Source organism: Nitritalea sp. (genome assembly GCF_054166705.1).
Window position 1 is genome coordinate 135,416 of record NZ_JBSZCV010000006.1, and the last position, 25,909, is coordinate 161,324.

24 protein-coding genes are annotated in these 25,909 nt (G+C 47.5%); 9 read left to right on the forward strand and 15 right to left on the reverse strand.

Annotated features, from left to right (window positions below; all coding sequences use genetic code 11):
* Positions 1 to 12 precede the first annotated feature (12 nt).
* From ACXIT9_RS02775 to ACXIT9_RS02795, 5 genes are all read left to right on the forward strand, one after another.
* Positions 13 to 1,221, forward strand: coding sequence for an acyl-CoA dehydrogenase family protein (locus tag ACXIT9_RS02775; RefSeq protein WP_458054721.1), 1,209 nt, complete (start codon positions 13 to 15; stop codon positions 1,219 to 1,221).
* A gap of 166 nt (positions 1,222 to 1,387) precedes the next feature.
* Positions 1,388 to 2,443, forward strand: coding sequence for a patatin-like phospholipase family protein (locus tag ACXIT9_RS02780; RefSeq protein WP_458054722.1), 1,056 nt, complete (start codon positions 1,388 to 1,390; stop codon positions 2,441 to 2,443).
* Positions 2,444 to 2,593: 150 nt separating this feature from the next.
* Entirely contained in the window at positions 2,594 to 3,139 is a 546-nt protein-coding gene (locus ACXIT9_RS02785) for a ferritin (protein ID WP_009056167.1), read from the forward strand.
* 195 nt (positions 3,140 to 3,334) lie between these two features.
* Positions 3,335 to 5,815 carry a DPP IV N-terminal domain-containing protein gene (locus ACXIT9_RS02790; RefSeq protein WP_458054723.1) on the forward strand — a complete coding sequence of 827 codons (2,481 nt, stop codon included), beginning with the start codon at positions 3,335 to 3,337 and terminating at the stop codon, positions 5,813 to 5,815.
* 94 nt (positions 5,816 to 5,909) lie between these two features.
* Complete coding sequence (locus tag ACXIT9_RS02795; RefSeq protein WP_458054724.1) at positions 5,910 to 6,398, forward strand: copper resistance protein NlpE; 489 nt, start codon at positions 5,910 to 5,912, stop codon at positions 6,396 to 6,398.
* Positions 6,399 to 6,556: 158 nt separating this feature from the next.
* Here the strand turns inward: ACXIT9_RS02795 and rplT are convergent, their stop codons facing one another.
* From rplT to thrS, 4 genes are all read right to left on the reverse strand, one after another.
* Positions 6,557 to 6,901: a 50S ribosomal protein L20 gene (gene rplT, locus ACXIT9_RS02800; RefSeq protein WP_009056165.1), complete on the reverse strand. Its 345-nt coding sequence runs from the start codon at positions 6,899 to 6,901 to the stop codon at positions 6,557 to 6,559.
* A gap of 107 nt (positions 6,902 to 7,008) precedes the next feature.
* On the reverse strand, positions 7,009 to 7,203 hold the full coding sequence (gene rpmI, locus ACXIT9_RS02805) for a 50S ribosomal protein L35 (protein ID WP_009056163.1): 195 nt from the start codon (positions 7,201 to 7,203) through the stop codon (positions 7,009 to 7,011).
* A 21-nt stretch (positions 7,204 to 7,224) separates the two neighbouring features.
* The gene (gene infC / locus ACXIT9_RS02810; RefSeq protein WP_458054725.1) at positions 7,225 to 7,776 is read right to left on the reverse strand and encodes a translation initiation factor IF-3; all 552 of its coding nucleotides are present in this window, start codon (positions 7,774 to 7,776) and stop codon (positions 7,225 to 7,227) included.
* A gap of 94 nt (positions 7,777 to 7,870) precedes the next feature.
* The gene (thrS, locus tag ACXIT9_RS02815; RefSeq protein WP_458054726.1) at positions 7,871 to 9,820 is read right to left on the reverse strand and encodes a threonine--tRNA ligase; all 1,950 of its coding nucleotides are present in this window, start codon (positions 9,818 to 9,820) and stop codon (positions 7,871 to 7,873) included.
* 129 nt (positions 9,821 to 9,949) lie between these two features.
* Here thrS and lhgO point away from each other — a divergent pair, with 129 nt between their 5' ends.
* A complete protein-coding gene (lhgO, locus tag ACXIT9_RS02820) occupies positions 9,950 to 11,149 on the forward strand; it encodes an L-2-hydroxyglutarate oxidase (RefSeq protein ID WP_458054727.1) in 1,200 nt (399 codons plus the stop codon).
* An 11-nt stretch (positions 11,150 to 11,160) separates the two neighbouring features.
* Here lhgO and ACXIT9_RS02825 read toward each other — a convergent pair whose 3' ends face one another.
* Positions 11,161 to 12,126 carry a YheT family hydrolase gene (locus tag ACXIT9_RS02825; RefSeq protein ID WP_458054728.1) on the reverse strand — a complete coding sequence of 322 codons (966 nt, stop codon included), beginning with the start codon at positions 12,124 to 12,126 and terminating at the stop codon, positions 11,161 to 11,163.
* Positions 12,127 to 12,240: 114 nt separating this feature from the next.
* On the opposite strand from ACXIT9_RS02825, the gene ACXIT9_RS02830 reads away from it, so the two are divergent.
* On the forward strand, positions 12,241 to 13,584 hold the full coding sequence (locus ACXIT9_RS02830; RefSeq protein ID WP_458054729.1) for an amidohydrolase: 1,344 nt from the start codon (positions 12,241 to 12,243) through the stop codon (positions 13,582 to 13,584).
* Positions 13,585 to 13,765: 181 nt separating this feature from the next.
* Here ACXIT9_RS02830 and ACXIT9_RS02835 read toward each other — a convergent pair whose 3' ends face one another.
* From ACXIT9_RS02835 to ACXIT9_RS02860, 6 genes are all read right to left on the reverse strand, one after another.
* Positions 13,766 to 14,830 (reverse strand): VOC family protein, encoded by a 1,065-nt coding sequence (locus tag ACXIT9_RS02835; RefSeq protein WP_458054730.1) that lies wholly within the window; start codon positions 14,828 to 14,830, stop codon positions 13,766 to 13,768.
* Positions 14,830 to 15,528, reverse strand: coding sequence for a TIGR04283 family arsenosugar biosynthesis glycosyltransferase (locus ACXIT9_RS02840; protein ID WP_458054731.1), 699 nt, complete (start codon positions 15,526 to 15,528; stop codon positions 14,830 to 14,832). The genes ACXIT9_RS02835 and ACXIT9_RS02840 overlap by 1 nt, the downstream gene beginning before the upstream one ends.
* A 12-nt stretch (positions 15,529 to 15,540) precedes the next feature.
* Positions 15,541 to 16,047: a DUF6134 family protein gene (locus ACXIT9_RS02845; RefSeq protein WP_458054732.1), complete on the reverse strand. Its 507-nt coding sequence runs from the start codon at positions 16,045 to 16,047 to the stop codon at positions 15,541 to 15,543.
* Between the two features lie 145 nt (positions 16,048 to 16,192).
* Positions 16,193 to 16,816 carry a TIGR04282 family arsenosugar biosynthesis glycosyltransferase gene (locus tag ACXIT9_RS02850; RefSeq protein ID WP_458054733.1) on the reverse strand — a complete coding sequence of 208 codons (624 nt, stop codon included), beginning with the start codon at positions 16,814 to 16,816 and terminating at the stop codon, positions 16,193 to 16,195.
* Between the two features lies 1 nt (position 16,817).
* Positions 16,818 to 17,861, reverse strand: a complete 1,044-nt coding sequence (gene arsS, locus ACXIT9_RS02855) for an arsenosugar biosynthesis radical SAM (seleno)protein ArsS (protein ID WP_458054734.1) — start codon at positions 17,859 to 17,861, stop codon at positions 16,818 to 16,820.
* Positions 17,862 to 17,876: 15 nt separating this feature from the next.
* Positions 17,877 to 18,209, reverse strand: a complete 333-nt coding sequence (locus tag ACXIT9_RS02860) for an arsenosugar biosynthesis-associated peroxidase-like protein (protein WP_458054735.1) — start codon at positions 18,207 to 18,209, stop codon at positions 17,877 to 17,879.
* Positions 18,210 to 18,555: 346 nt separating this feature from the next.
* On the opposite strand from ACXIT9_RS02860, the gene ACXIT9_RS02865 reads away from it, so the two are divergent.
* Complete coding sequence (locus ACXIT9_RS02865; protein WP_458054736.1) at positions 18,556 to 19,632, forward strand: 3-oxoacyl-ACP synthase III family protein; 1,077 nt, start codon at positions 18,556 to 18,558, stop codon at positions 19,630 to 19,632.
* 75 nt (positions 19,633 to 19,707) lie between these two features.
* On the opposite strand, the gene ACXIT9_RS02870 is transcribed toward ACXIT9_RS02865, so the two are convergent.
* Positions 19,708 to 20,700: a bile acid:sodium symporter family protein gene (locus ACXIT9_RS02870; RefSeq protein ID WP_458054737.1), complete on the reverse strand. Its 993-nt coding sequence runs from the start codon at positions 20,698 to 20,700 to the stop codon at positions 19,708 to 19,710.
* Between the two features lie 2 nt (positions 20,701 to 20,702).
* Positions 20,703 to 21,458 (reverse strand): TrmH family RNA methyltransferase, encoded by a 756-nt coding sequence (locus ACXIT9_RS02875; RefSeq protein WP_458054738.1) that lies wholly within the window; start codon positions 21,456 to 21,458, stop codon positions 20,703 to 20,705.
* Between the two features lie 16 nt (positions 21,459 to 21,474).
* On the opposite strand from ACXIT9_RS02875, the gene tamL reads away from it, so the two are divergent.
* Positions 21,475 to 23,898 carry a translocation and assembly module lipoprotein TamL gene (gene tamL / locus ACXIT9_RS02880; protein ID WP_458054832.1) on the forward strand — a complete coding sequence of 808 codons (2,424 nt, stop codon included), beginning with the start codon at positions 21,475 to 21,477 and terminating at the stop codon, positions 23,896 to 23,898.
* A 39-nt stretch (positions 23,899 to 23,937) separates the two neighbouring features.
* Here the strand turns inward: tamL and ACXIT9_RS02885 are convergent, their stop codons facing one another.
* Positions 23,938 to 24,864: a YihY/virulence factor BrkB family protein gene (locus ACXIT9_RS02885; protein WP_458054739.1), complete on the reverse strand. Its 927-nt coding sequence runs from the start codon at positions 24,862 to 24,864 to the stop codon at positions 23,938 to 23,940.
* A 16-nt stretch (positions 24,865 to 24,880) separates the two neighbouring features.
* The gene (locus tag ACXIT9_RS02890; protein ID WP_458054740.1) at positions 24,881 to 25,840 is read right to left on the reverse strand and encodes an aldo/keto reductase; all 960 of its coding nucleotides are present in this window, start codon (positions 25,838 to 25,840) and stop codon (positions 24,881 to 24,883) included.
* Between the last annotated feature and the right edge of the window lie 69 nt (positions 25,841 to 25,909).

Consider the following 25,909-nt stretch of genomic DNA (forward strand, 5'->3'; position numbering starts at 1 on the left):
AAAAAGATAGCTATGCAAGCAGTTGATGAAGCAATAAAAAGCAGTAAACAAGACCTTTTTGAGGGGGTAGATTTTTACGGAATCGATGACCTATTAAATGAGGAACACAAGCTGGTACGCGCTTCCATTCGGGATTTCGTTAAAAAGGAAATTAGCCCTTACATCGAAGATTGGGCACAGCGTGGGCATTTCCCCTATGAGATTGTACGCAAATTTGGTGAGGTGGGGGCTTTCGGTCCTCAGATTCCCAGTGCCTATGGGGGTGGCGGTATGGATTATATTACCTATGGCCTAATCATGCAGGAAATCGAGCGGGGCGACTCTGGAATGCGCTCCACGGCCTCCGTGCAGGGCTCTTTGGTGATGTATCCGATTTACAAGTTTGGAAGTGAAGAGCAGAAGCAAAAGTTCCTTCCGAAGCTGGCGAGTGGTGAGTTCTTGGGGTGTTTTGGGCTGACGGAGCCGGATCACGGGTCGAACCCTTCGGGCATGACTACCCACTTTAAGGATATGGGGGATCATTACCTGCTAAACGGTGCTAAAATGTGGATTTCGAATGCTCCCAAGGCGGATATTGCGGTAGTCTGGGCGAAAAGTGAGGAGGGCCGCATCCACGGCCTGATCGTGGAGCGTGGCATGGAAGGCTTCAGCACACCGGAAACGCACGGTAAGTGGTCTTTGCGCGCAAGCGCGACGGGAGAGCTTGTTTTTCAGGATGTAAAGGTCCCGAAGGAGAACCTGTTACCTGGAAAAAGTGGGCTCGGTGCCCCGATGATGTGCTTAGATTCGGCGCGCTACGGGATTGCTTGGGGTGCTGTGGGTGCTGCCATGGACTGTTACGACAGTGCACGACGCTACGCGCTGGAACGCATTCAGTTCGATAAGCCAATCGCCAGTTTTCAGTTGATCCAGAAAAAGCTGGCCGAGATGCTGACGGAAATTACGAAAGGACAATTACTCGCCTGGAAGCTGGGCATGATGATGGACGCGGGAAAGGCGACGACGGCGCAGATTTCCCTAGCCAAGCGGAACAATGTGGAGATGGCACTTCATATCGCCCGGGAGGCTCGCCAAATTCACGGAGGAATGGGAATTACGGGTGAATTTTCGCTTATGCGACATATGATGAATTTGGAATCGGTCATCACCTACGAAGGCACGCATGATATTCACTTGTTGATTTTAGGCCATGCCATCACTGGCATACCTTCTTTTAAATAAATATGCGTCCGAACTCTCCCATACATACAGCATGTAAAGAGGATGTAAACTAGGGCATGAAGTTTCAAGAACTCCACCTTTTTCTGGGTGGAGTTTTTTTTTAAGCGTTTAGTAACCGGCTCTTTTGGCTTAAGGGGAGTTAGTTTAAAGGGTTAAATGAAGCATTATGCAGAAAATCGTCATATTAAGCATCGATGGAGGAGGCATTCGGGGCATTATAGCTGCCAGGATATTAGCACATCTAGAAACCCTGATACGCCTGGAAACAGGAAATACTACGCTGCGCCTGATGGAGTTCGTAGATTTTGTGGCAGGAACCAGCACGGGTGGAATTTTAGGATTGGGGGGACTTTTGCCCGACGGGCAAAATGCGGAGCAGTTTCGCTATGATTTTTCCGATCTACTAGCGCTTTACCGCGAGCACGGCGGGCGTATATTCTCTCGCTCTCTGGCACAGCGGGTTGCTTCCGGTTTTCGCTTACGCCGGTCCAAATACCGCCCTGAAGCCCTGGAGGAGCTCTTGCTGGACTATTTTGGAGATACGCTACTGAGTGAGCTCAAGCGTCCCTGTCTAGTACCTGCCTATGCGCTGGCGGAGCGAAGCGCCTACTTTTTTACACGAGATAAAGCGCGACGTGCCCGCTCTGCCAACTTTCGCACTGTAGATGTGGCCCGCGCAACAACGGCAGCGCCCACCTATTTCCCGACAGCACTGGTACGCAGTCAAAGTGGAAGCGCTCATGGTTTCATTGACGGGGGTGTTTTCGCGAATAATCCTGCCATGTGTGCTTATGCGGAGGTCCGTAAAATGCGCTTTGGTGAAAATTCGCGTCCGAGTGGTCGTGATATGTTTCTTCTTTCCATCGGCACTGGCACGAGTAAAGCTCCTATCGATCCTGAGCGTTCTGTCCACTTTGGACTCGTACAGTGGGTGGAGCCTTTAATCGACGTCATGATGTCGGGAAATGCAGAGACGGTAGAGCATCAGATGCATCAATTGTTTTCTGCTGCTGAAAATAGAAGTCATTACCTGCGGCTCAACCCGCTTTTCGACCGCCGTTTCGTGAATCCAGCGATGGATGCTGCCCAAACCGAAAATCGAGAAGCGCTGATGCACTTGGCTGAGCGTTACATCGAAGCGAACGCCGAAATATTAACAGCGCTAGCCCGGCAGCTGCTCCGCTTGCAAGCAGCCAAAAAGGAAAAGCCCCTTGATTCTTAAAGGTTTCTGAGATTATCAAGACTTAATCTAATTTGGTAGAATACTATTTTACAACATTAAACTTATACCAATTCCAAATTACTCCTATTTTCTTATGCTTTGGAACTTGCTCAAAGTATTTTGGTTATGTTTGTATAAATTAATTTAGCTATGAAAGTAAAAGAGATCGTAACCTTGCAGCGTTCGCTTCTGCATGATACAGAGAAGTTGTTAAACAACCAGATTGAAATGGAGGGAAAGTCTTCTGCTTACTATCTTTCCATGGCCTCTTGGTGCCACATGATGGGCTATGAAAATGCCGCTCAGTATCTTTATCAGCATGCTGATGAAGAGCGTGAGCACATGATGAAGCTATTACGTTACATAAACGAAGCGGGAGGGCATGCGATACAGCCTGAGATTACGGGTATTCGCCATCATTTCAACTCCCTACGTGAGGTGTTTGAGTTGATCTTAGAGCATGAGGTGCAGGTAACCCGTTCGATAAATGCTATCGTAGACCACTGTTTTTCGGTGAAAGATTTCGCTTCTTTCAGTTTCATGCAGTGGTATGTAACTGAACAGCGTGAGGAGGAAACTTTAGCACGTAGAGCGGTGGAATTATTCGATATCATCGGGGAAGAGGGCATTGGACTTTGGACCATCGATCAAGAGCTGGGCAAGTTGCACGGTAAGGTGGCAGAGCCGGGAGCGTAAGTGCACCTACCTAATATGTATGTGACAGGGGTAACCTTGTCACTTTTTTTTGCCCGAAGGGCAAATACCCGGAGCACATAAACCGCTTATCGGGTAAGAAGCGGCTCCAACCTACTTTTTTACACGCTTATAGAAACACCTACGCCAGATAGAGGGACTTTTATAAATTTACTACTTCAAACTATTATTCAGATCATGCGAAAAATAATTCTTGTTCTGTTCATGGGCCTCAGTAGCATTGGCGCATGGGCACAAGAGCGGCCTACTGCTAATTATGAGTTGGCCGCCCGGTTCTCGCCGGAAAAAGTGAGAAAAATGGTGCACAGCACGGATGTGCGTCCTAATTGGTTTCAGTCCTCCGATGGGTTTTGGTACGAATATCAGACGAGCGAGGGAAAAAACTGGTACATCGTAGATCCGAATAATCGCAGTAAGCGTCCTTTATTCGACAGAGATGCTTTGGCGGCAGCCATTACCATTCAGGTGCAGGATCCCTTTGATGGTCAGAATCTGCCTATCCAGGACCTGAAGTTTTTAGAAGCCGAAAATGCACTACGCTTTAAGGTGCGCAGCACAAAGGAAGTGGTCAAGAAGAACTGGGAGGAAATTAAGCGTAAAGATCGTTCTGCGAAAGACTCCTTGGAAAAAAAGACCTTTTTCTTCCGCTATGACCTACGCACCCGTGAGTTAACTGAAATAGAAGACTATGAGGAGAAAGAAAAGCGCCTTTCATGGGCGAATATAGCTCCAGACTCTTCCAAAATCGTGTTTGCCAAGCACTATAATCTGTATTGGATGGACAAGGAAAATTTCTTGAAGGCCATCAAAGACGAAAAGGACAGCACCATCGTAGAGCATCAGCTCACTGAGGATGGTGAAAAATACTTCGAGTGGGGCGGTGCTAGTCGTGGTGAAGACAATGTAGAGGAAGAGAAAAATAAGGACAACAGAAAGCGTGCGGGTGTCCTATGGGCGCCAAATAGTGCAAGCTTTATCGTCACACGTACGGATAGCCGACATGTGAAGGACCTCTGGGTACTGCATAACATCCGAAATCCGCGTCCTACTTTAGAGACGTACAAGTATGCGATGCCTGGAGAAAAGGAGCAGCCGCAGACCACGCTTCATCAGTATCGCTTCGAAGGCGAAGAAATGCGCACCCTTCCTGTGCAGACGTATAAAGATCAGTCTTTAGGTGTATACTCCCTCTCCTATCCGATCGAGCAAGCAGATGAAGCTTTCAAGCCCGTGGTTTGGTTGGGCGACGATTCCGGCTTTTACTTTTCGATCACGTCTCGGGATTTAAAGCGCATCGACATCTGCCGCTGGGATTTACAGGCAGATGAAAAGAAGGTCCTTGTAGAAGAGCGCAGTAATACCTACATCGAAATTAAAAAACCATACCTGGTCAATAATGGTCGCCAGTTTATTCACTGGTCGGAGCGCGATGGCTGGGCGCATCTATACCTGTACAGCAGTGAGGGCACTTTGATCCGAAGACTTACAGAAGGGCCCTACCACGTGGAAAATGTGGAGACGGTCGACGAGCGCTCGAAAACCGTTTTCTTCACAGCGAATGCAAAAGAAAAAGGAGAAGATCCCTACTATGAGCATCTTTACAGTGTTTCTTTAGAAGGTGGTCAGCCGCGCTTATTGAATGCGGGTGACTTCCAGCACAATACCTCAATCAAAACGAACGGGAAGTTTTTCGTCAACAATTACTCTCGTGTGAATACGGTTCCGAAGTCAGACCTGCATAATGCCCGAGGAGAGCGTGTAATGTCTTTAGAGGAAGCCGACCTCTCCCAGCTTTTTGCCGCAGGCTACCAGTTCCCGGAGCCTTTTAAAGTAAAAGCAGACGATGGCATCACCGACTTGTATGGGGTGATGTATAAGCCCTTCGATTTTGATTCTACCAAGCATTACCCGATTATCCAGTACGTGTATCCGGGACCGCAGACGGAAGCAGTGAACAAGTCTTGGTCTAGAGGGATGGACCGCACGGATCGTTTGGCACAGCTGGGCTTCGTCGTAGTCACCGTAGGAAATAGAGGGGGCCACCCGAACCGTTCCAAGTGGTACCATAACTATGGCTACGGAAATCTGCGCGACTATGGGTTAGCAGATAAAAAAGCCGCCGCGGAGCAGTTGGCAGATCGCCATGCCTACATCGACGTGAGCAAGGTGGGAATTCATGGCCACTCTGGCGGTGGTTTTATGTCTACAGCAGCCATGCTGGTGTATCCAGACTTCTTTAAGGTGGCCGTTTCAAGTGCGGGGAATCATGAAAATAACATTTACAATAGATGGTGGTCCGAGAAGCATCACGGGGTAACGGAGCGGGTAAGCCCTAAGGGAGACACCACTTTTGTGTACCAGATCGAGAAAAACCCAGATTTAGCGAAGAATCTGAAGGGACACTTGTTATTAGTGACGGGTGATGTGGATAATAATGTGCATCCTGCGGGCACTATACGCATGGCTAATGCCTTAATCCAAGCCAATAAGCGCTTTGATTTTATCCTTTTACCGGGTCAGCGCCATGGCTTCGGAAATATGACGGAATATTTCTTTTGGAGAATGGGCGATTATTTCGTGCGTCATCTTTTAGAGGACACCAGCACACCGCCTGTAGACATGCTAGAAATTCAGCGGGAGCGGGCACAAAGGAGATAATTTATCTTTCTACCTTCTTTTTCGCGTAGATATCGGCTAAAGCCTGTTGGAATGTAAAGTGAAGCCAGTAAATTTGAAGCTTAATCAAGCATGTATGATGAAGATAGCACAAATTACACGGACTAGCTTGCTCCTCATGGGCTTTAGCTTTTTTATTTTCGCCTGCGGTAAAAGCGACGAAGAAAGACGGCAGGAGGTGCTCGAAAAAATAGACGCACTGGAGCAGGAGGCTGCCTTAGAAATGGCGCGCGAACATAGTGCACGCCTAGCGCTGGATTATGATGGCACCTACACAGGAACCCTTCCCTGTGCGGACTGTTCCGGCATCAAGACAGTACTTCAGATCAATCAAGACGGCAGCTATTTCAAGCAGCTTACCTACGAGGGGAAGTCAGAAGAAGTCTTCGAAAGTACAGGGAATTATGAGTGGAATGATATGGGGAATACCATCACGCTTATCGGCGAAGAGGCACCAAATCAGTATTTCGTGGCGGAAGGCATGCTGCATCACCTCGATGCGGAAGGCAATCGCATTCAGGGTCAGCTCGCCCCCTTTTATATATTAAAAAAGCAGGTTGATTAAATTTTCCAAAACACCTTTCAGCCTGTAGATGTACGCTAAGGTTGTTTACGAATCAAGAAGGTGTATGAAATAGATGCAAAAAAAGGTTATCGAATCCAAACGATAACCTTTTTGCTTGTTGGCCCGAGGGCCGGTATCAATAAACGGTGTGCCGACGTTTATTTCACTTTTTCAACTACAGCTTTAAATGCCTCAGGGTGATTCATTGCTAGGTCAGCTAAAACCTTACGGTTTAGCTCGATGTTCGCTTTTTTCAAAGCACCCATAAATTGAGAGTAAGAGAGTCCGTGCTCGCGTGCACCTGCATTGATACGCTGGATCCAAAGCGCTCTAAACTCACGCTTCTTCGCCTTACGATCTCTGTAGGCATACTGTAAACCCTTCTCATACTTGTTTTTCGCTACCGTCCAAACGTTACTTCCTCTTCCGAAATAACCTCTGGTGGCTTTTAATACGCGCTTTCTTCTTGCTCTTGATGCAACGGAATTGACCGATCTAGGCATAATGTGTTAATTTTTGACTCTAGGTGACCGCTTTATGCGATACTTAAACCTCAGCGTCTGGTGAATAATAAACCTTAAATTTAATGTGAAAACAAGTTAAAGAATCATCAGATTCTCAACATGTCTTTTACTCTGTTTACATCAGACTCATGTACTTCGCCCATCTTGGTCAGGTTACGCTTTCTTTTCGTCGCCTTTTTGGTCAAGATGTGACTCTTGTAAGCATGCTTTCTTCTGATTTTTCCGGTTCCTGTTAACTTGAACCTCTTTTTTGCACTTGATTTAGTTTTTACTTTAGGCATAACTGTATGGATTAGTTGAAATTATTTCTTTCCTGACTTCGGCGCTATGAAAATATGCATCCGCTTGCCTTCCATTTTCGGAAGCTGCTCCACGGCCCCATATTCTTCTAATGCTTGCGCAAATTTCAACAACAACATCTCACCTCTTTCTTTAAAGACGATCGATCTCCCTACAAAGTGTACGTAAGCTTTCACCTTCGCACCTTCTTTCAAGAAGTTTATCGCATGCTTGAGCTTAAAGTTAAAATCATGATCATCCGTATTCGGGCCGAAGCGAATTTCTTTCAGAACAGTTTTAGCGGCATTCGCTTTAATCTCCTTCTGTTTTTTCTTCTGCTCGTACTTAAATTTCGCGTAGTCGATAATTTTACATACCGGAGGACTCGCATTAGGTGAAATCTCTACTAGATCCAGCTCATTCGCCTGTGCGAGTTTGATCGCCTTATCCGTAGGCATCACCTGATTGCCCTCTTCTACAAAATCCCCTACTACACGTACTTCTCGTGCACGAATTTTCTGATTTACTTTATAAGGCTCTTCTTGCCTCTGTCTAAACGGTGTTCTTCCTCTCAAAATTTAAGATTTGGTTGTTGATGAAATCGCCTGCAAATATCGAAATATTTTTTCACTTGATAAAGCTTATACGAAATTTAGCAAGATTTGGCGCTTATTTTTTTAAAGATTCTGCTATAATTCCTTTGAAGTAGGCGGCAAACTCCTCTTTGGTGTAACTGCCTACATCTCCTTCACCATGTTTTCTAACAGAAAGCGTGCCTTCTTGTTGTTCTTTTTCTCCAACAATCAGCATAAAAGGTATTTTTTTCACCTCTGCATCGCGAATTTTACGCCCTATTTTCTCGTCTCGGTTGTCGATTGCTCCGATTATATCGATATCCTCCAGGTAGGCACGTACCTCTTCGGCATACTCTTTATACTTCTCTGAAATCGGCAAGATACACATCTGCTCAGGCGATAGCCATAGCGGGAAATTACCTGCGCAGTGCTCGATCAGTACTGCTACGAAACGCTCCAAGGAGCCGAAAGGTGCCCGGTGAATCATCACGGGGCGGTGTTTCTGGTTATCTGCCCCTATGTATTCCAGTTTAAAGCGTTCCGGAAGCTGGTAATCCACCTGGATGGTTCCGAGCTGCCATTTGCGCCCCAGCGCATCTTTCACCATAAAATCCAGCTTAGGGCCATAAAAGGCTGCTTCTCCTAGCTCTGTCACGGTTTTCAGCCCACGCTCTGCGGCGGCCTCTATAATGGAGGCCTCTGCCTTATTCCAAGCTTCATCCTCCCCGATATACTTGGTTTTATTTTCTGGATCACGCAGGGAAATCTGCGCTGTATAATCTTCGAAGCCTAAGGCTTTAAACACATAAAGCACTAGGTCGATCACTTTAATAAACTCTTCTTTCACCTGATCCGGGCGGCAGAAAATATGGGCATCATCTTGGGTAAAGCCCCGCACACGAGTAAGGCCGTGTAGCTCGCCACTTTGCTCATAGCGATAGACCGTACCGAATTCCGCATAGCGCACCGGTAAATCCTTATACGAACGTGGCTTATGCTTGTATATTTCGCAGTGATGTGGGCAGTTCATCGGTTTGAGTAAAAACTCCTCTCCTTCGTTCGGGGTATGAATAGGTTGGAAGGAGTCTTTTCCATATTTTTCGTAGTGCCCTGATGTTTCGTAGAGCGCCTTGTGACCGATATGTGGCGTGGTGACCTGCTGATAGCCTGACTTATCCTGGGCACGCTTCATGAATTGGATGAGACGCTCACGGAGCAAAGTTCCCTTTGGCAACCACAAGGGAAGCCCCATACCTACCTTCTCAGAGAAGGTAAAGAGTTCGAGCTCGCGGCCCAACTTACGGTGATCCCGTTTTTTCGCTTCTTCCAGTTGGGTCAGGTACTCTTGAAGTTCCTTTGCCTTCGGGAAGCTTATCCCATAGATACGTGTGAGCATCGGACGCGTCTCATCCCCGCGCCAGTAAGCACCTGCTATGTTGAGTAATTTGATGGCTTTTATAAAGCCGGTATGTGGAATATGAGGTCCTCGGCAGAGATCCACGAAATTTCCTTGCGTGTAAAATGTGATGCTCCCATCTTCTAAACCTGCTAATAGGTCTAATTTATAAGGATCATTCTTTTCTTTAAAGTACTGGATGGCTTCTGCTTTGCTGATCGCCTGGCGCTGATAGGCATTTTTAGCTTTCGCGAGTTCCACCATTTTCTGCTCTACTTTTTCAAGAGCTGCCCCGTCGAAAGGCTGATCGCCAAAATCCACATCGTAATAAAAGCCATTCTCGATATTCGGACCGATGCCGAATTTAACGCCAGGATATAAAGTTTCGAGAGCTTCCGCTAAGAGGTGGGCAGAGGAATGCCAAAAGGCTCCTTTCGCCTCATCATCATTCCAAGTTAAAAGCTGCACCTGTGCATCCTGTTCGATCGGGCGTGTAGCATCCCAAACCTCTCCATTTACCTTTGCTGCAAGTACGTTCCGGGCTAATCCCTCACTTATGCTACTCGCAATCTGTAAACCTGTGGTCCCTACTGCATACTGCCTAACCGATCCGTCTGGAAGGGTGATGTCGATGTGTTGTTCGCTCATTTTTCTAAAGTTTACTCACCTATACAAACAGGTGATACGATTTAAGCCACAAATATGCACAATAGCCCCCGCTTTATAAAATATCCATCGTAGGAGTTTATATTTGTAGGGAAATTAAGACGAAGACACATGCGATATGATGCCATCATCGTGGGAGGTGGAATAGTGGGCCTCGCCACGGGGCTGCAGCTTTTACGTGCGCAGCCTAGCCGAAAGGTCTTGCTACTGGAAAAGGAAGCGGCCCTGGCGCTGCACCAAACTGGAAACAACTCTGGAGTCATTCACTCTGGACTTTATTATAAGCCTGGATCCCTGAAGGCTAAAAACTGTATTTCGGGGTATAGGCAACTGCTCGACTTTTGTCAGGAGATGGGTATTCCCTATGAAATCACCGGAAAGGTCGTAGTGGCCACGCAGCAGGAGCAGCTCCCGCTAATGAGAGGGCTTCTGGCTCGAGGCCTTGAAAATGGTCTTTCAGGCAGCCGCCAGATCACCTTGGATGAGCTGAGAGAACGCGAACCTTACTGCGCTGGTGTGGGGGCTCTCTTCATTCCGCAGACGGGTATCGTAGACTATCATCGTGTTGCTCTAGCCTTCGGAGATAAGTTTAAAGCGCTAGGGGGAGAGATTTTACTTCAGCATGCCGTCACTGCTATAAAAACGGACTCAGAAGGGGTAGCGGTACGTGCTGCGGGCTTGGATTTTAAGGCCAAGCTGCTAATCAATTGTGCCGGGCTATATACCGACAAGATCGCAGAAAAAGAAATGGGGGAATCTTCAGATGTACGTATTATCCCATTCCGCGGCGAATATTATAAACTAAAAAAAGAACGTGAATACTTGGTAAACAATCTCATTTACCCCATTCCAGACCCGAATTTTCCTTTTCTGGGCGTGCATTTTACGCGCATGATGAAGGGAGGCGTAGAGGCAGGTCCTAACGCGGTACTCGCATTTCGACGAGAGGGATACACAAAAGGCGCTGTGCATTTAAAAGAGCTGGCCGAGACGCTAAGTTGGCCCGGCTTCCAGCAGGTGGCAAAAAAATATTGGAAGACAGGGCTAGGCGAGCTGTACCGCTCTTTTTCTAAAACCGCCTTTACGGAGGCACTCCAAGCACTCATTCCTGACGTGCAGGAGTCGGACTTAGTGGCTGGAGGTGCCGGCGTCCGCGCCCAGGCCTGCGATCGAAACGGGGGCCTGTTGGACGATTTCGCCATTCGTGAAACGCGTTCGGCAGTACACGTATTAAATGCACCCTCCCCTGCCGCGACCAGTTCTTTAGCCATCGGCCAGACAGTCGCGGAGCTTTGCGCGAAGCGCCTGTAGAAGTGAAAGGCCTAAAAATGAGAAACAAACTCAGCCAATCGGATTTCTGAGTAGGCCAGCGATTGTTGGCCAAGGGTAAAGCCTGTATGCCCACCACGAGCCGGAACTTCGAGATGTAGCTCCGGTTTTTTTTGCGCCAGCGCAAAAGGATAACAGCCTTTCTCCAGGAGCGGATCATTCGCGGCATTTAAGACCAAGGTCGGCACCTCAATGGCAGGCATAAATTGGTCGGCGCTAACCTGCGCATAAAAGTCCTGCGCGTTTCGAAAGCCGTGCAGTTTCGCTGTGTACAGGGTATCGAAGGCATCGAAATCCCGCACCTTATCGAGCGGGCCTAGATCGATAAGACTGGGGAACTGCGCCGCCTTCAGCCGCACCTTTTTCTTTAACTTGCTTAAAAATTTATTCTTATAAACTGCGTTCGCTTTCTTTTGAAGAGTGGCGGCACTATCGGCCAAATTACAAGGTGTAGAATGCACGGCAGCAGCCTTGATTTTTGGGGACAACTGGGCACCCTTTTCACCGAGGTACTTCAGGGTCTGTGCTCCCCCCATGCTGACTCCTACCAGGTAAATTTTTTCATACTTCCGCGTTCGCAGGAGGTGAGTTACCACGGTATCCAAATCATAGCTGGCTCCATGATGGTAAAGTATAGGGCCTCGATTCATTTCTTCCCCGCAGGAACGATTATTCCAGGCGAGTGCCGAGATGCCTCGTAGGTGAAAAGCCTTCACCAGCCCTTTCACATAATGGCGGTCCGTACTTCCTTCCAGGCCATGGGAAATCACCACACAGGCGGGCGAGCCTAACAGTTCCGCCCAGTCTAGATCTAAAAAGTCCCCGTCAGGCGTGTCGATTCGTTCACGCCGATAGTATATTTCAGGCACTTTTCGCCAAATGGACGGCACGATGGTCTCTAAATGCGGATGAAAGAGGTAGAAAGGTGGCTTCGTATAGCCACTCGGAAGAATCGGCATGCGCGTAATCTTTTTAAGGCTCACTCCAAAGTACATAGGTAAGCGCAAGAATTTGTAACTTTTTTTACAAATTTCGGTCTTATTTAACTAGTTTCCGAATCTAAAAACACAACGATGAAGCTATTGATCGCATCTTTTTTTCTTTTCCTGCTCTACTGCCCCCCCACTCTCCAGGCGCAAGACAGTCGCATTAAGGCATATATTCAATATGAATACCCTGAACTTGAGGCACTTTACAAGCATTTGCACCAAAACCCTGAGCTATCCCTTCAGGAAAAAGAAACATCTGCGCGTATGGCAGCGGAATTAAAGCGCGCTGGCTTTCAAGTGCAGACAGGCATCGGCGGGTACGGGGTCGTCGGTGTATTCGAAAATGGCCCGGGTCCTACAGTTTTGATTCGCACCGATATGGACGCCCTTCCGATGGAAGAAAAGACCGGCTTGCCATTCGCAAGCAAGAAAAAAGGAGTCACGGCCGATGGACAGGAGACTTATATCGCGCACAGCTGCGGTCATGACATCCACATGACGGTATTTGTGGGTACGGCGCGAACGCTCGTGGAATTTAAAAACCGCTGGAAAGGGACCTTAGTGATGGTGGCGCAGCCTGCGGAAGAAAATGGCATGGGTGCCTACCAGATGTTCCAAGACAGCCTCTACCAGAAAATCCCATATCCGGACTTTGCGCTAGCGCTCCATGATGATCCTTTTCTACCCGCTGGCACGCTTGGCTTTAAGGAAGGCGCCCTCATGGCGGGTGTGGACATGATGAATATTACCGTATATGGGGAAGGCGGGCATGGAGCGGCTCCACATACGACCATCGACCCGATCGTACTGAGTGCGCAGCTGATACAGAGCTTCCAAACCATTGTCAGCAGGAAATTAGCCCCTACCACGCCAGCGGTCATCACAGTGGGCGCTATCCGTGGCGGCTCCGTTCATAACATCATTCCGGATCAGGTGGAGCTTTTACTGACCATTCGCACCTATTCTCCGGAAGTCCGCGAGGAGGTGCTGACGCAAATAAAACATATGAGCCAGCACTTAGCGCGGGCGGCGGGCATGGGAGAGGATAAGCTACCGACATTTAAACTTCGCGAGCCACATACCCCTGCACTGATTAATGACGGTGCACTAACGGCACGGCTCCGAGGGGTGATGGAAGAAAATTTCGGCATGGCGCAGGTGGTAGATGTAGACGCCCAGATGATCGGCGAGGATTTCTCACGCTTCGGGCTGCAGGAAAAGCCTGTACCGCTGAGCATGTTTTATTTGGGTGCGGGAAATCCGGAGTTTTTGGCTCGCGCCAAAACAGAAGGACTGGAAATTCCTGGCCTGCATTCGCCCTATTTCGCACCGGACTACAAGCCTACACTTTTAACAGGTGTAGAAGCTATGACTTTGGCGGCGCTTTCCCTGCTGCAAGAGGAGACTGTACTGGATTCTAAAAAATAGGCGTGGTCTCACCCATTATGGAGTGGCGTAGTAAAATCATACAAAGTTCATTTCCGGAAGAGCGAAATAATAGTTGCTTAATATCGAAGCAAAATAAGTGTAGTACCTTTAGGGCAGTGAAATTTTCTTCATAGGTATTCAATAGAGCTAATAGCAACCTTTATAAGGTTGCTTTTTCTTTTTAGCCTTTGACCTTATTCAAGCCTAGCAGGTGGAGCAGCCAGCGGGGAAGTGGTTTTTCAGGATCGCGCTTTTGGAGGTTGAGGTACCAACCTATTTTTTCGAAAATCGGAATCTTATGCGTTTCCACGAATTCGATAAGCGTGCCATCGGGGTCTTCGCAATAGGCAAAATGACCTGCGGCTTTTCCCATATCGAAGCTATCGCTACTATCGACGGTAAAGGGGTGTCCGAATTTGGCGCATCGCGCCTTCAGGGCTTGCATCCCATTTATATCGAAGCAAAGATGAATAAATCCCAGATCTCCCCAGTCTCTGTCCCGGAAAATAGGGATTCCCTTTTTATCTGTCCGCTCGATAAGCTCAAGAGTAGTTTTACAAAGGAGTGGACTGAAGGCTCCTTTACGCTCCTGCTCATGCGTTAAAAGGGCTCGCTTTACGGGGCAGGGTGCAGGTGTCAGCGGTGTCAGGTCCTCGTAGTCAGCCTCGGTAAATTCTTGTACAGTATCGTAAGCGAGCACATCTCGATAGAAGCGAATGGAACGATTTAGGTCGCTCACACCTATTACACAGCCGAGAACTCCTCCTGTAAGCTGCTCATTTCGTGTAAACCAGGCGTGATGCTCCACGATGTCGAAAAGATTGCCATAAGGATCTTCCACATAAAAGTGAATATTTCCGGCAGGATCGCTGATCGGAGTGCTTCGTAGTTTTAATCCTTCCCCTTTGAAGTAAGCATAGGTGGCCTGGGCATCTTTACAGCGAATTTTAATAGCATAAATACCAAGGTCCCCTAATTTAGGTTTTTCAAGTGGCGCTTGAGCTGCTTTTGAAGTGTATTGCCAAATCTCAAAACCTCCTCCTCCCTGCATATTCATGGCGAGAATCGCATAACGCTCTTGCGCAATACCAGACGTGTAGCGGGTCATTAATTTAGCCACCGCCGCATCCTTAAAAATGGGCACGTTCATACCAAAGTATTTTCTATACCAGGCCCAGGCTTCGTCTGCCTGTGTGACTCCGATACCCACCTGCTGGATACCACTAATAATGGGAAACTGCTGCATTAACTCGTAATTAGTAGCCGTCGATAGAGTGCTTTTAAGCGATCTGGCGGCCTGTTAAGGTAAAAAAGAAGAAATACGATAAGATTAGCCAACTGTACCCGAAGCCAGCTATTTTTATCATACTTTCTTGCGGATACTAAGATACTCTTAGGGATGACAGAAAAGCGATATTTTTTAGATTTTTTTATTCTACGCACAAGCTCGAAATCCTCCATGATGGTATAATACTCATCGAAACCTCCTAAGGAACTGAAAATTTTTCGCGTAATAAACAGTGTTTGATCTCCTCCGCCCGCTAGAGGACCATTAAATCGGGTAAACCAACTATTGATTTTAAGCATCAGTTTATTCGAGTCAAACTTATAGCGAAAACAGCCTGCATGGGCGCCTTTTCTCAGTTCTGAGGCGATATCATTTATGAAGGAAGGGATCACAGTGGTATCCGCGTGAATAAAATAAAACAGATCTCCGATAGCTACAGATGCGCCCAGATTCATTTGGGCGGCACGTGTACGGACTTTACTGGTAATTACTTTAGCGCCTGCCGCTTCTGCTAGGGCTACTGTTTGATCTGTACTTCCTCCATCGACCACGATGATCTCAGCGAGACGATGGTCTTGCGTGTGTAGGACAGTATCTATGCATTGCGCAATCGTTTCGGCCTCGTTGTATACGGGGATTATGACAGAAACTTTCATGTAGGGGTAAAATTATTCTATACGGGATATGATATAATTTTTAATGGGGCTTTGCATAACGGCCTTCACTAGAACGCCATCTGCATCATAATAAAACCTATTTTTATTCCCATTCACATTCACTTCGTAATACTCTTTCACTTTTTTGACAGGTGCTTTTAAGCCATAATTTTCGGCTAAAAAGAAGGCTTCGTGCTTTGGCTCATGAAAATACATGCGCGCAGAACTGAAGCGCAAGGGACCTTCTATCCGTTCTGTATTTTCGAACTTATAGGTCTCCGCATCTACTTCATAACCCCCTGCCTCCCAATGGACATTGGAAGTAAAGTCCCCTCGATTGGTTTTTGTGTACGCTTTACTTTGAATCACCTTAGTTCCATCGTAATGCGTCTCGATCCCATACTCCACGTCTACTCTGCCAAAAAACCAAAAACTGACTTTACTTTCTATCGAATAAATAATCGAATTTTCTTTATGAAATTTAACGGCTAGCATCTCCCCTATGGAAAAACCTGCCACAGATATTTCATACTTATGTACTGCCTTTTGTGCTTTAACTTCATAATTCAATGATAATAAGGCACATGAAAAGACAATAAAGAGAAAGCACACTCTATTCATCTTGCATGATACGAGTTTTTTATTAGATTTAAAAAAGAAGACTTTAGGAATTATCGCCTGACACCACATGGTGGCGATAGGCATTCCAGTCCTCTTCTGTGTCGATATCGTTTAATTCTTCCAACATCGTTAAACGAAGTCCTTTCTCACTCACCCTTTGGCGCGTTAGCGCTAAAACTTCTTCTGTACTCCAAGGCATGTTCTGAAAGACATAATCCAGTGGCTCGCGAAGTCCTAAAAGGTAATAGCCTCCGTCCTGCGAAGGTCCGATAACCACTTCTTGCGTAGTTAAGGCTTCTTGAGCTTCCAAAAGAAGTACATCCGTCAGCTCCGGACAGTCTGTTCCGATAATTAGCACACGCTTGTATCCTTGCAGATGCATCTTTCGAAATGCATGAAGCATCCGTAATCCCAGATCATCCCCTTGTTGAAGATGATGCGGAAAAGTAAACTGTTCGAGGTAAGCATCCGAAGTAGCTGGAACTTGGTCGTAAAAAACATGTATGTCCATCACGTCTTTCACCTTTTCCAACTGCTGATAGGTGTAAAGCACCATGGATTTATAAATCCACAGTGCTTTTTGATCCCCTACTGTTTTTGCCAGTCGCGTTTTTACGTGGCCTGCGATTGCATGCTTTTGAAACACGATAATAGCTGTATCCTTCATCTTATGTAGTGGCCCCTCCACAGCTTGAACCTGAACCCGCAGTACAGCCGAAACAGTGCTGTTTTACGATAATTTCGCGCTGGTGCAACTGTTCGGAGTTCCAATCTTTAATATGCTGACTATCTGGAGCTGTTACTTTTAACTCTAACATTTGATTAAAATCACAGTCGTATAGAAAGCCGTCCCAGCCTACGGAAATCGTACTTCGGCACATCACGTTCATGGCAGCTACTGGATTGTAGGCATTGACCAGCTTTTCCATGTAATTTTCGTAATTCCCAGAGCTCATGAGATAGGCCAGGTAACGACTTATCGGTAAGTTGGTAATGGTGAAAAGAGAGTTAAACACAATGTTATAACCATCCGCCAATTTTTTCTTAAACTGCTGTTCCAGTTCTTGTTGACTCCCTGGTAGAAAGGCGCCCGAAGGATTATAGACCAAGTTTAAGGTTAGTCCAGAATCTGCCACCCCATAGCCCACTGCATTCAGCATTTCAAGGGCACGGATCGACTTGCCGAAAACACCATCACCACGCTGCGCATCTGTTTTTACAGCTGAAAAATAAGGGAGTGAGCTGACTACTTCTATACGGTGCTGCTTAAAAAATTCAGGTAGGTCATGGTATTTTGGATTCGCGACGATAATGGTTAGGTTACAGCGCACGATGATGGTCGCTGTCTGGGTAATCGCACGAATTTCTTCTACGAACCAGCGAAAATCCGGATTCATCTCAGGAGCTCCACCTGTGAGGTCGATCGTCTTAATGGTATGTTTGCGGATCACCTCTAGGCAGTGCTGCATGGTTTCCCGGGTCATGATCTCTTTGCGATCAGGTCCTGCATCCACATGGCAATGTTTACACACCTGGTTGCACATTTTTCCCATATTGACCTGCAAAATATCGATCGTGGTGGGTTTTAAAGGGAACAAAGCCTGTTCCTGAAGAAAGCCTTCGAATGTTTTTCCCTCTACGGGTTGGTCGAGAATGGCGATTTCTTGTTCTACGCGAGAAAGCGGGTGATTGAGTGCTTTTAATGATTTCATTTAATAAGCTCCGGATTACATCGAAATTTCTTTCACTTTATTCATCATCTGGGTGCTGTGGACTAAAGAAGCGCCACCGCGAATGGCTGCAGCTACATGGACAGCTTCCATCATTTGCTCTTCATCGCAGCCCTTTTCCATGCTGTCCACCGTGTAGGCATCGATGCAGTAAGGACACTGCACAGCGTGCGCCACGGCAAGTGCGATCAGCGCTTTTTCACGAGCTGTTAAAGCTCCTTCTTGAAATACCTCTCCATAATAAGCGAAAAATTTATCCGCCATGGATTTCTGGAATTCGCCAATTTTACCGAATTTTTTGAGGTCTTCAGGGTTGTAATACGTTTTCATAAGAGATTCGCTTTAGTTTCAGTTACGGAATTCCTTCCTGTTTTAGATGTAACCTTTGAGTAGGTCTAATGTATGGAAATTTTAGCGATAAAGTTGAAATTTTAGCACTAAGTATCCGTTTCATTACACTTCGTTCCTCTTACGTTTCCAGCGTTAGAAAAAAATCAGCCTGAAAGTCAATAGCTTGCCTACCCGATAAATCAGCTTCTTCCTGGTGAGCATTTATTGTTTTAGCAAAAATTCGAAACTTAATTACAAATTCACCAAAATTAATTTCTTCAGGCAGTGAACAAATCAATAAATAAAGATTTATACGTATGTTGCAGAAATTCACGATCACACTACCATGCAGATAAAAACTATTATCTCCGGCTCCGGGCATTATTTACCCGAGAACATCATTAAAAACGAAGATTTTTTCCAGCATGCTTTTATGGATGAAAGCGGCAAAAAACTCGAAAAGCCTGCGCAGGAGGTAGCCGCCAAGCTTGAAGAAATTACCGGAATTCGGGAGCGCCGCTATCTAAGTCCAGGCTTGAATACCTCTGATATGGGCTACTTTGCGGCCGCCAGGGCGCTACAAGATGCTCAACTCGACCCCGAAAAGCTAGACTACATCATCTTCGCCCATAACTTCGGAGACGTGAGTGCCCGCTATCTACAAAGTGACATGGTGCCGGCGTTAGCGGCCCGCGTTAAGCATAAATTGGGAATTAAAAACCCAAATTGTATCGCCTATGACCTCCCCTTCGGCTGCCCCGGCTGGGTGCAGGGTGTCATCCAGGCAGATTATTACCTTCGATCAGGAGATGCCGAGCATGTCCTGGTAATAGGGGCGGAAACCCTCTCCCGTGTCATCGATCCTCATGACAGGGATGCGATGATTTTTTCAGATGGTGCAGGCGCCACCCTGCATAGCGCACTGAAAACAGATCGCGCAGTGGGTCTGCTGGCACATAAAACACGTACAGACACGGTAACAGAAACGGCCCTTCTCTATATGGCACCCTCTCATAACCCCAGCTATCCAGAAAATCGCATTTTCGTGAAAATGAACGGCCGCAAATTGTACGAATATGCCGTCACCACCGTCCCGGGCGTGGTAAAAGAGGCCCTAGACAAGGCAGGAATTACCCTAAACGAGGTAAAAAAGGTACTCATTCATCAAGCAAATGAAAAGATGGATGAAGCCATCCTGAAGCGCCTCTTTCGCCTCTATGGCATGCGAGAAATTCCAGAAGGGCTGATGCCGATGAGTATTCAGTATTTTGGGAATAACTCCGTCGCCACCATCCCGATCCTCTACGATAGAATCCTGCACCAGCAGATGGAAGGCCAAGAAATTTCCTCTGGAGATGTGATCGTATTCGCCAGCGTGGGCGCCGGGATGCACATTAATGCGATCGTTTACCGTGTACCTTAGCCTCGCTTGGACTGCCGTCCAAAGGAGCCCTTCAGGCACGATTTCCTTGGCCTTTGGGCGGCAGCCCCTCTCCCACTACTCCGCTACGGGACGAGCCCCTAAGCGCTGTGCTAATGCCGAACCCGCCATAAGTTGTAGCGTGTGGTAAAGCATCAGTGGGAGCAGGATCAACCCAAATACTTGAGGATCCGGAAATAACACCCGTCCCATTACAGCGCCCTGTACCAAAGATTTTTTACTCCCACAAAACAGCAGCGTGATCCGATCCGGTAAAGAAAGACCAATTGCCTTACCCACCAGATGCATGATCACGATCATAAGAAAGAAAAAACCGAGCATCAAGAGCCCTAGCTGGACCAACTGCCTCCAGCTTTGGCCTGCAAACATGTCCGCTCCGAAGCTCTCAGCGAAGGCACTGAAGACGATGAGTAATATAATGAACTGGTCGAAATTTTTTAAGGCCACTTTATGCCGTTCTACGTAGCGAATCAGCAAGCGGTGAAAGAACAGTCCGATGAGTAAAGGGACGAGCACCTGCAGGGTAAGCTTCTGAAAGGTCTCTCCGAGGGCAAAATCTATCGCGGTAGCTGGGAGCATAAGCTCCATCCAGAGCGGGGTCAGGAAAATCCCAACCATACTGGAAATGCTGGCATTAAAGATGGCTGCGGGTAGATTGCCACGTGCGATCGAAACCATCACCACTGAGGAAGAAACCGTCGAGGGAAGTGCCGCCAAGTAAAAAGTCCCTAACCATAAAGGAGTAGCTTCAGCTCCCAACCCATAATAGAGCGCCAAAATAAAAAGGGGAAAGAGTAAAAAGGTGGCCGCCTGTACCAAAAGATGTAATTTCCAGTTACTTAACCCTTTCCAAAGGTCTTGCGGACTTAACTTTACGCCGTAAAAGAAAAAAATGAGCGAAACGCCAATCCCGGTGAGCTTTTTCACCGGGACCGGACTACTTTCCATGCCGAACTCAGGAAAAACATAGGCCACCACGATGGTGCCCAGGAGCAGAAAAAAAAAGGCATTGAAGCCTACCTTTTTAAGCGTTTGGAGAAGGTGCGCCATAGTTAAGGCTGCTGCCGTTTAAAATGATCGATAAGGATAGCGGTAGCCACGCCCACATTTAAGGATTCGGCTCCGCCAAAGCGGGGAATCGTCAGCGCTTGACTAACGTAGGGGCGGCAAGCTGGGGATATACCATGGGACTCGCTCCCCATCAGTAGCACTCCACCCTGCTGCCAGGCATAGTCATGCACATCAGCACCATCGAGAAAGGCCCCGAAAATAGGTACCTGAAGTGTAGCTAGCCATGCCGGCAAGTCCACCTGATGCACCGCCACACGCGTAAAAGAACCCATGCTGGCTTGTAGGACTTTGGGGTTATAAAGTTCTGCACAGTCCTCACTCACGAAGACATCCCGAATGCCGTACCAGTCGGCGATGCGCAGTAAGGTCCCTAAGTTGCCCGGGTCGCGCACCCCATCTAAAGCGAGAAACAGCTGCTGGACGTCCGGGACGGGAACAGTGGGTGCTGCTGGCATCTCAGCCACTGCCAACACATAGCTGTTCTGCTGTAGCGCACTGGCTTGCTGCAGTTCTCGCTCGCTAACGGGAAGCAGTGTGGTCGATTGCGGAACTTGGCGCAGCGTAGAGGCATGCCCCTCCAGATACCGGTCTGTGTAGAGCAGGTAGCGAATGGTAAAGCCCTGCTGGATCATTTCCTCCACATTTTTGACCCCCTCTACAAAAAATAGCCCTTCCGCCTTACGGAATTTCTTGAGATGTAATGATTTTATAAACTTAAGCGTATTTTTGCTTAACATTTTGATAGCAGACCTAGTGTTAAAGGCCAAAGATATAAACTTATTTTTGCTTCTTCTCCTCACATCGGCGTGTTCTTTAACCCGAAACGTGCCGGAGGATCGCCTTGTGCTTTACGATACGAAGGTTTCAGGTGTCAATAAGGAAGACCGCAGGAACATGCAGGGGCTCTTCAAGCAGACTCCAAATACACGGATTCCGATTTTTAATGGCTCCTTAGGGGTTAGCCTTTACCAACTGGGAGCGCTCACCTATAACGAAGAAAACCTTATCGCCAGGCGACAGCAGGCACGCACGGAAAGGGACTCCCTGAATCTACTTCTCACCACTGTCAGCACCGACAGGGAGCGCCGGAAGCTGAGCCGAAAAGTGGGCAGACGCGAGGATCGTATAGCCAGTTTAAATCGGAATTTAAGCTATGGCAACTTTTTAATGCGCACAGGAAATGAGCGCGTCCTGTATTCCCCCGAGCTCATGGAAGAAACACGGAAGCAGCTCCAGTTTTACCTCTCGAATAATGGTTATTTCGATGCAGAGGTGACGGAAGTTTTGCGCCAGAGGCGCAAAAAAGCCTACGTGGACATGCAAGTAAGCGGCTATACGCCTTACCTCATCCGTTCATTCGAAGCAGTCTACGCGGATACTGCCCTCTACCAAGCGCTCGAAACGTACCCAGACCCGATTCGTGTGGGCAACCGTTATGAGCAAGCGGTCCTCTCACGCGATCGGCAAGCTATAGAAGACTATCTTCGCGAAAGGGGTTACTATACCTTCAACAAATCTTTTATCCGGTACGAAGTAGAAAAAAATCCCGAAACCCGCGAGCTCGAAGTAAAGCGGATCATTTCGGCGAACGAAGAGGGGCTCCCTCATGCTGTCTACCTGCTTGACAGCATTCAGTTTTTCATCGATGCACCCAGTGAGAACCTTGCGGGCCGTAATCAAAGCCGCCGCTTCCGCTACCGAGACATCGATTTCCGGCTCTATGAGGAGCGCTATTCCGAGCGTATCCTAGCCTCTCGCGTATTTTTACGCAAAGGAGATGTATTCAAGCGCAGTGATGTTATCGAAACGCAGCGCCAGCTTGCAAACCTAGATATATTCCGCTTTATTAACATCACCTTCGAAATGGTAGGAGATACGCTGATCCCACGTATCTTCACCCAGCCGAGTGAAAAATATCAACTTGTGAATCAGCTCGGTGCCAGTATCACCGAACAGGTGCCGGGGCCTTTCTTTAGCCATTCACTCCGGAACCGCAACCTCTTCCGGGGTGCGGAAATATTCGAATTCAACTTTCGTGCAGGGCTGGAAGGGGTCGTATCTGCCACAGGTGAGGGCGGCGTTTTCCGCTCCCGTGAGGTGAGCACCTCAGGATCCATCTTGTTCCCCCGCTTTTTAAGTCCTGTGAAGCTGTTCCAGGTGGATCAAATCGGACGGTATAATCCGCAGACCCGGCTGCTGCTGGGTTATAATTACGTGGATAGACCGGAGTATAACCGCGAGGGCTTGAATGCTATTTTAGGCTATACCTGGAATACACGGAACTTCAGGCAGCAGTTCACACTAAATGTGGTAGATGCTAATTTTATTAGAAGCAGTTTAAGTGATGATTTTAATGAAATCCTTGAAGACCTTCAAAATCAAGGAAATAACCTAATAAATTCCTTCCTTCCCTCTTACGTTAGTAGTGTGAGTGGACAAGCTATTTTTAACATCAACCAGTACGGTAATTTTCAAAAACGGAGTGCCTCACTCCTTCGTTTGTATGCAGAAAGTGGTGGTACTACACTCAATCTTCTACAGCCTGAATTTGTGAAAGCCCGAAATTTGGCTTACTTCCAATTTCTGAAATTTCAGGCAGACTACCGGCGATTCATCCCTTTAGAGGGCCGCCAGACGATGGGCTATCGGCTCAACTTAGGCGTAGCCAAACCCTATGGGGTGAGTGAAGGCATCCTGCCGTATGAAAAATATTTCTTCGCAGGCGGAAGTACGAGTATTCGCGCCTGGCAGCCGCGTCGTCTGGGGCCAGGCAGCTTCACTCCTCCTGTACTAGAAAATGGGGGCTTTGACTATCGTTTCGAGCAGCCGGGAGACATCCTGTTGGAGGCCATGTTTGAATACCGAACGAAGATTTATGGCTACTTTGATGGCGCACTCTTCTTGGACATCGGGAACAGTTGGGCTTTTTTCGATGACCCTACCCGCCCCGGAGCACAGTTTCAGTGGGATCGGTTTTTCACCGAACTGGCAGTAGGTACCGGTGTGGGCCTTCGCATGGATTTTGACTTTCTCGTCTTTCGACTGGACATGGGTATCAAGGCTTTTGACCCCGCCCGCCCGTTAGCAGAACGCTTTATTTTAGGCGATTTTTTTACCCGCTTTCCTGGCCTGCCCGGCCAAACGGTATTTAACATCGGAATCGGCTACCCCTTCTGAGCCCATGCTCGCTTGAAAAAACTACTGTTCCACGGCTGTCTACTGCTCTTCGTCTATTTCACGGACTTCTACTCGAACGGCCTGCGGCAAGGGAATGACATTTCCACCTACCTTTTCAGCTATATAATAGGTAATCTGTGCTCCGAATAGGAAAATAACCACCGAATAGTACACCCAAACGAGTAAAATCACTAAGGAGCCCGCCGCACCATAGGTGGAACCCAAATCACTGCTGCCCATATAAACACTAATCAGATACTTGCCAAGAGCAAACAGTAGCATGGTAACAAAAGCCCCCATCCAAGTATCCCTCCAACGGACCTTGGCATCTGGTAAAATCTTATACATGAGCGCAAAGACAACTACTAAAAGTAGTTGAACGACGATAAAATGTACAATAGATGCCATGTAGATGAACCCAAGGTCCATAAACTCATCCAGATAATTAAAGAGCACCACGACCGCAGCATCGATGACCAGGGATACAAGCAGGATAAACCCGATCGAGGCCACCATGGAAAAACTCAGCAGTCGATTGATCACAAATTTCAAAATCTCTTTCTGTGGTTTCGGGCGTATATGCCAGATATGATTCAGCGCACCCTGTAAACTAACGAAAACAGTGGTAGCAGAAAATGCCAGCACTAGAATGGCTACCAAGCTCGATATCCCCGTTCCATCCGCCAACTCGAAGTTATCCATGATGCTCACTAAGGTTGCTGCACTTTCTTCGCCTGCTAGGTCTGAAACCTGCAAGACGATTTCATCACGAATTTCCGATTCAGAAAAAAAAGCAGAACCGATATTCAGGAGAATAATCAAAAGTGCCGGTAAACTGAAGATGGTATAAAAAGCCGTGCTCCCCGCGAAGGTCATGGAGTCCGAGCTGGTAAAATCCTTAACGCTGTCGACGATGATATCGACAGCGGTCAGTTTTCGTATTTTTTTTATGATGCGTTTAGCCATAATAGAAGCGTCTCTTTTACAGTGCCTCTTCCCACAGATCTTTTAACGAATAGGGACTTTGATCCCCTACAAAAGGACCTCCATCTAAGAAACGATATGCCTTACCGATTTGTAATAAGCGTTTCAGCTGCTCCTCAGAGAATTTTACAGCTGCCGCCTCCAAATTTTGCTGGATGCGCGTTTCATTTACTGACTTGGGAATGACGACGATGTCCCGATGCAGCGCATAGGCGATAAGCACCTGAGCTGGGGAGCAATTCAGTTCTTTGGCAAGCTGCTGCACCACAGGGTCTTCCATGAGACGAGGCTCATCTTCCTTTTTCATCGAAGCATGTCGATCTCCCGACCCCAAGGGAGAGTATGCCGTGATACCGATGTGATGGGCCCGGCAAAAATCTACCAGCGCATGCTGCGGCAAGTAGGGATGTAACTCTACCTGGTTCATCTCCGGATATTGGGTGGCCTGCTCCATGATTTCCTTTAACTTCGCCGAATTAAAATTGGACACACCAATATGCCGTGTAAGCCCCTCCTCTTGCACCCGCTCCATACCGAGCCAGGTTTGGCGTAAGGGAATATCATGATAGGTATAAAATTCTTCGCGCGTCCGGGCAAAGCCCACTCCCTGCTTGTAGCTTATCGGCCAATGGATCAGGTAGAGATCGAGATAGTCTAAACGGAGGTCCGATAGGGTCTTCTTGAGTGCTGGCGCTACATCCTCTAACCGGTGGTTGGAGTTCCAAAGCTTGGAGGTTATGAATAAGTCCTCTCGCTTAACCCTTCCCGTCTGCATGAGCTCCTCCAGAGCACGTCCTACTTCATGTTCATTTTCATAGATGGCCGCACAGTCAATATGCCGGTAACCTGCTTCTACTGCCCACTTCACCGCTTGGTAGACTTCGCCTGGCTTACTTTTCCAAGTCCCTAGCCCTAATAGCGGCATTTGATCACCATTTTTAAATGAAAATGTCTTCATGATTTTTTCTATTTGGTACGCTTAATTTTTTAACGAATAATGACCTCCACCGTTTTCGACATGTACAGA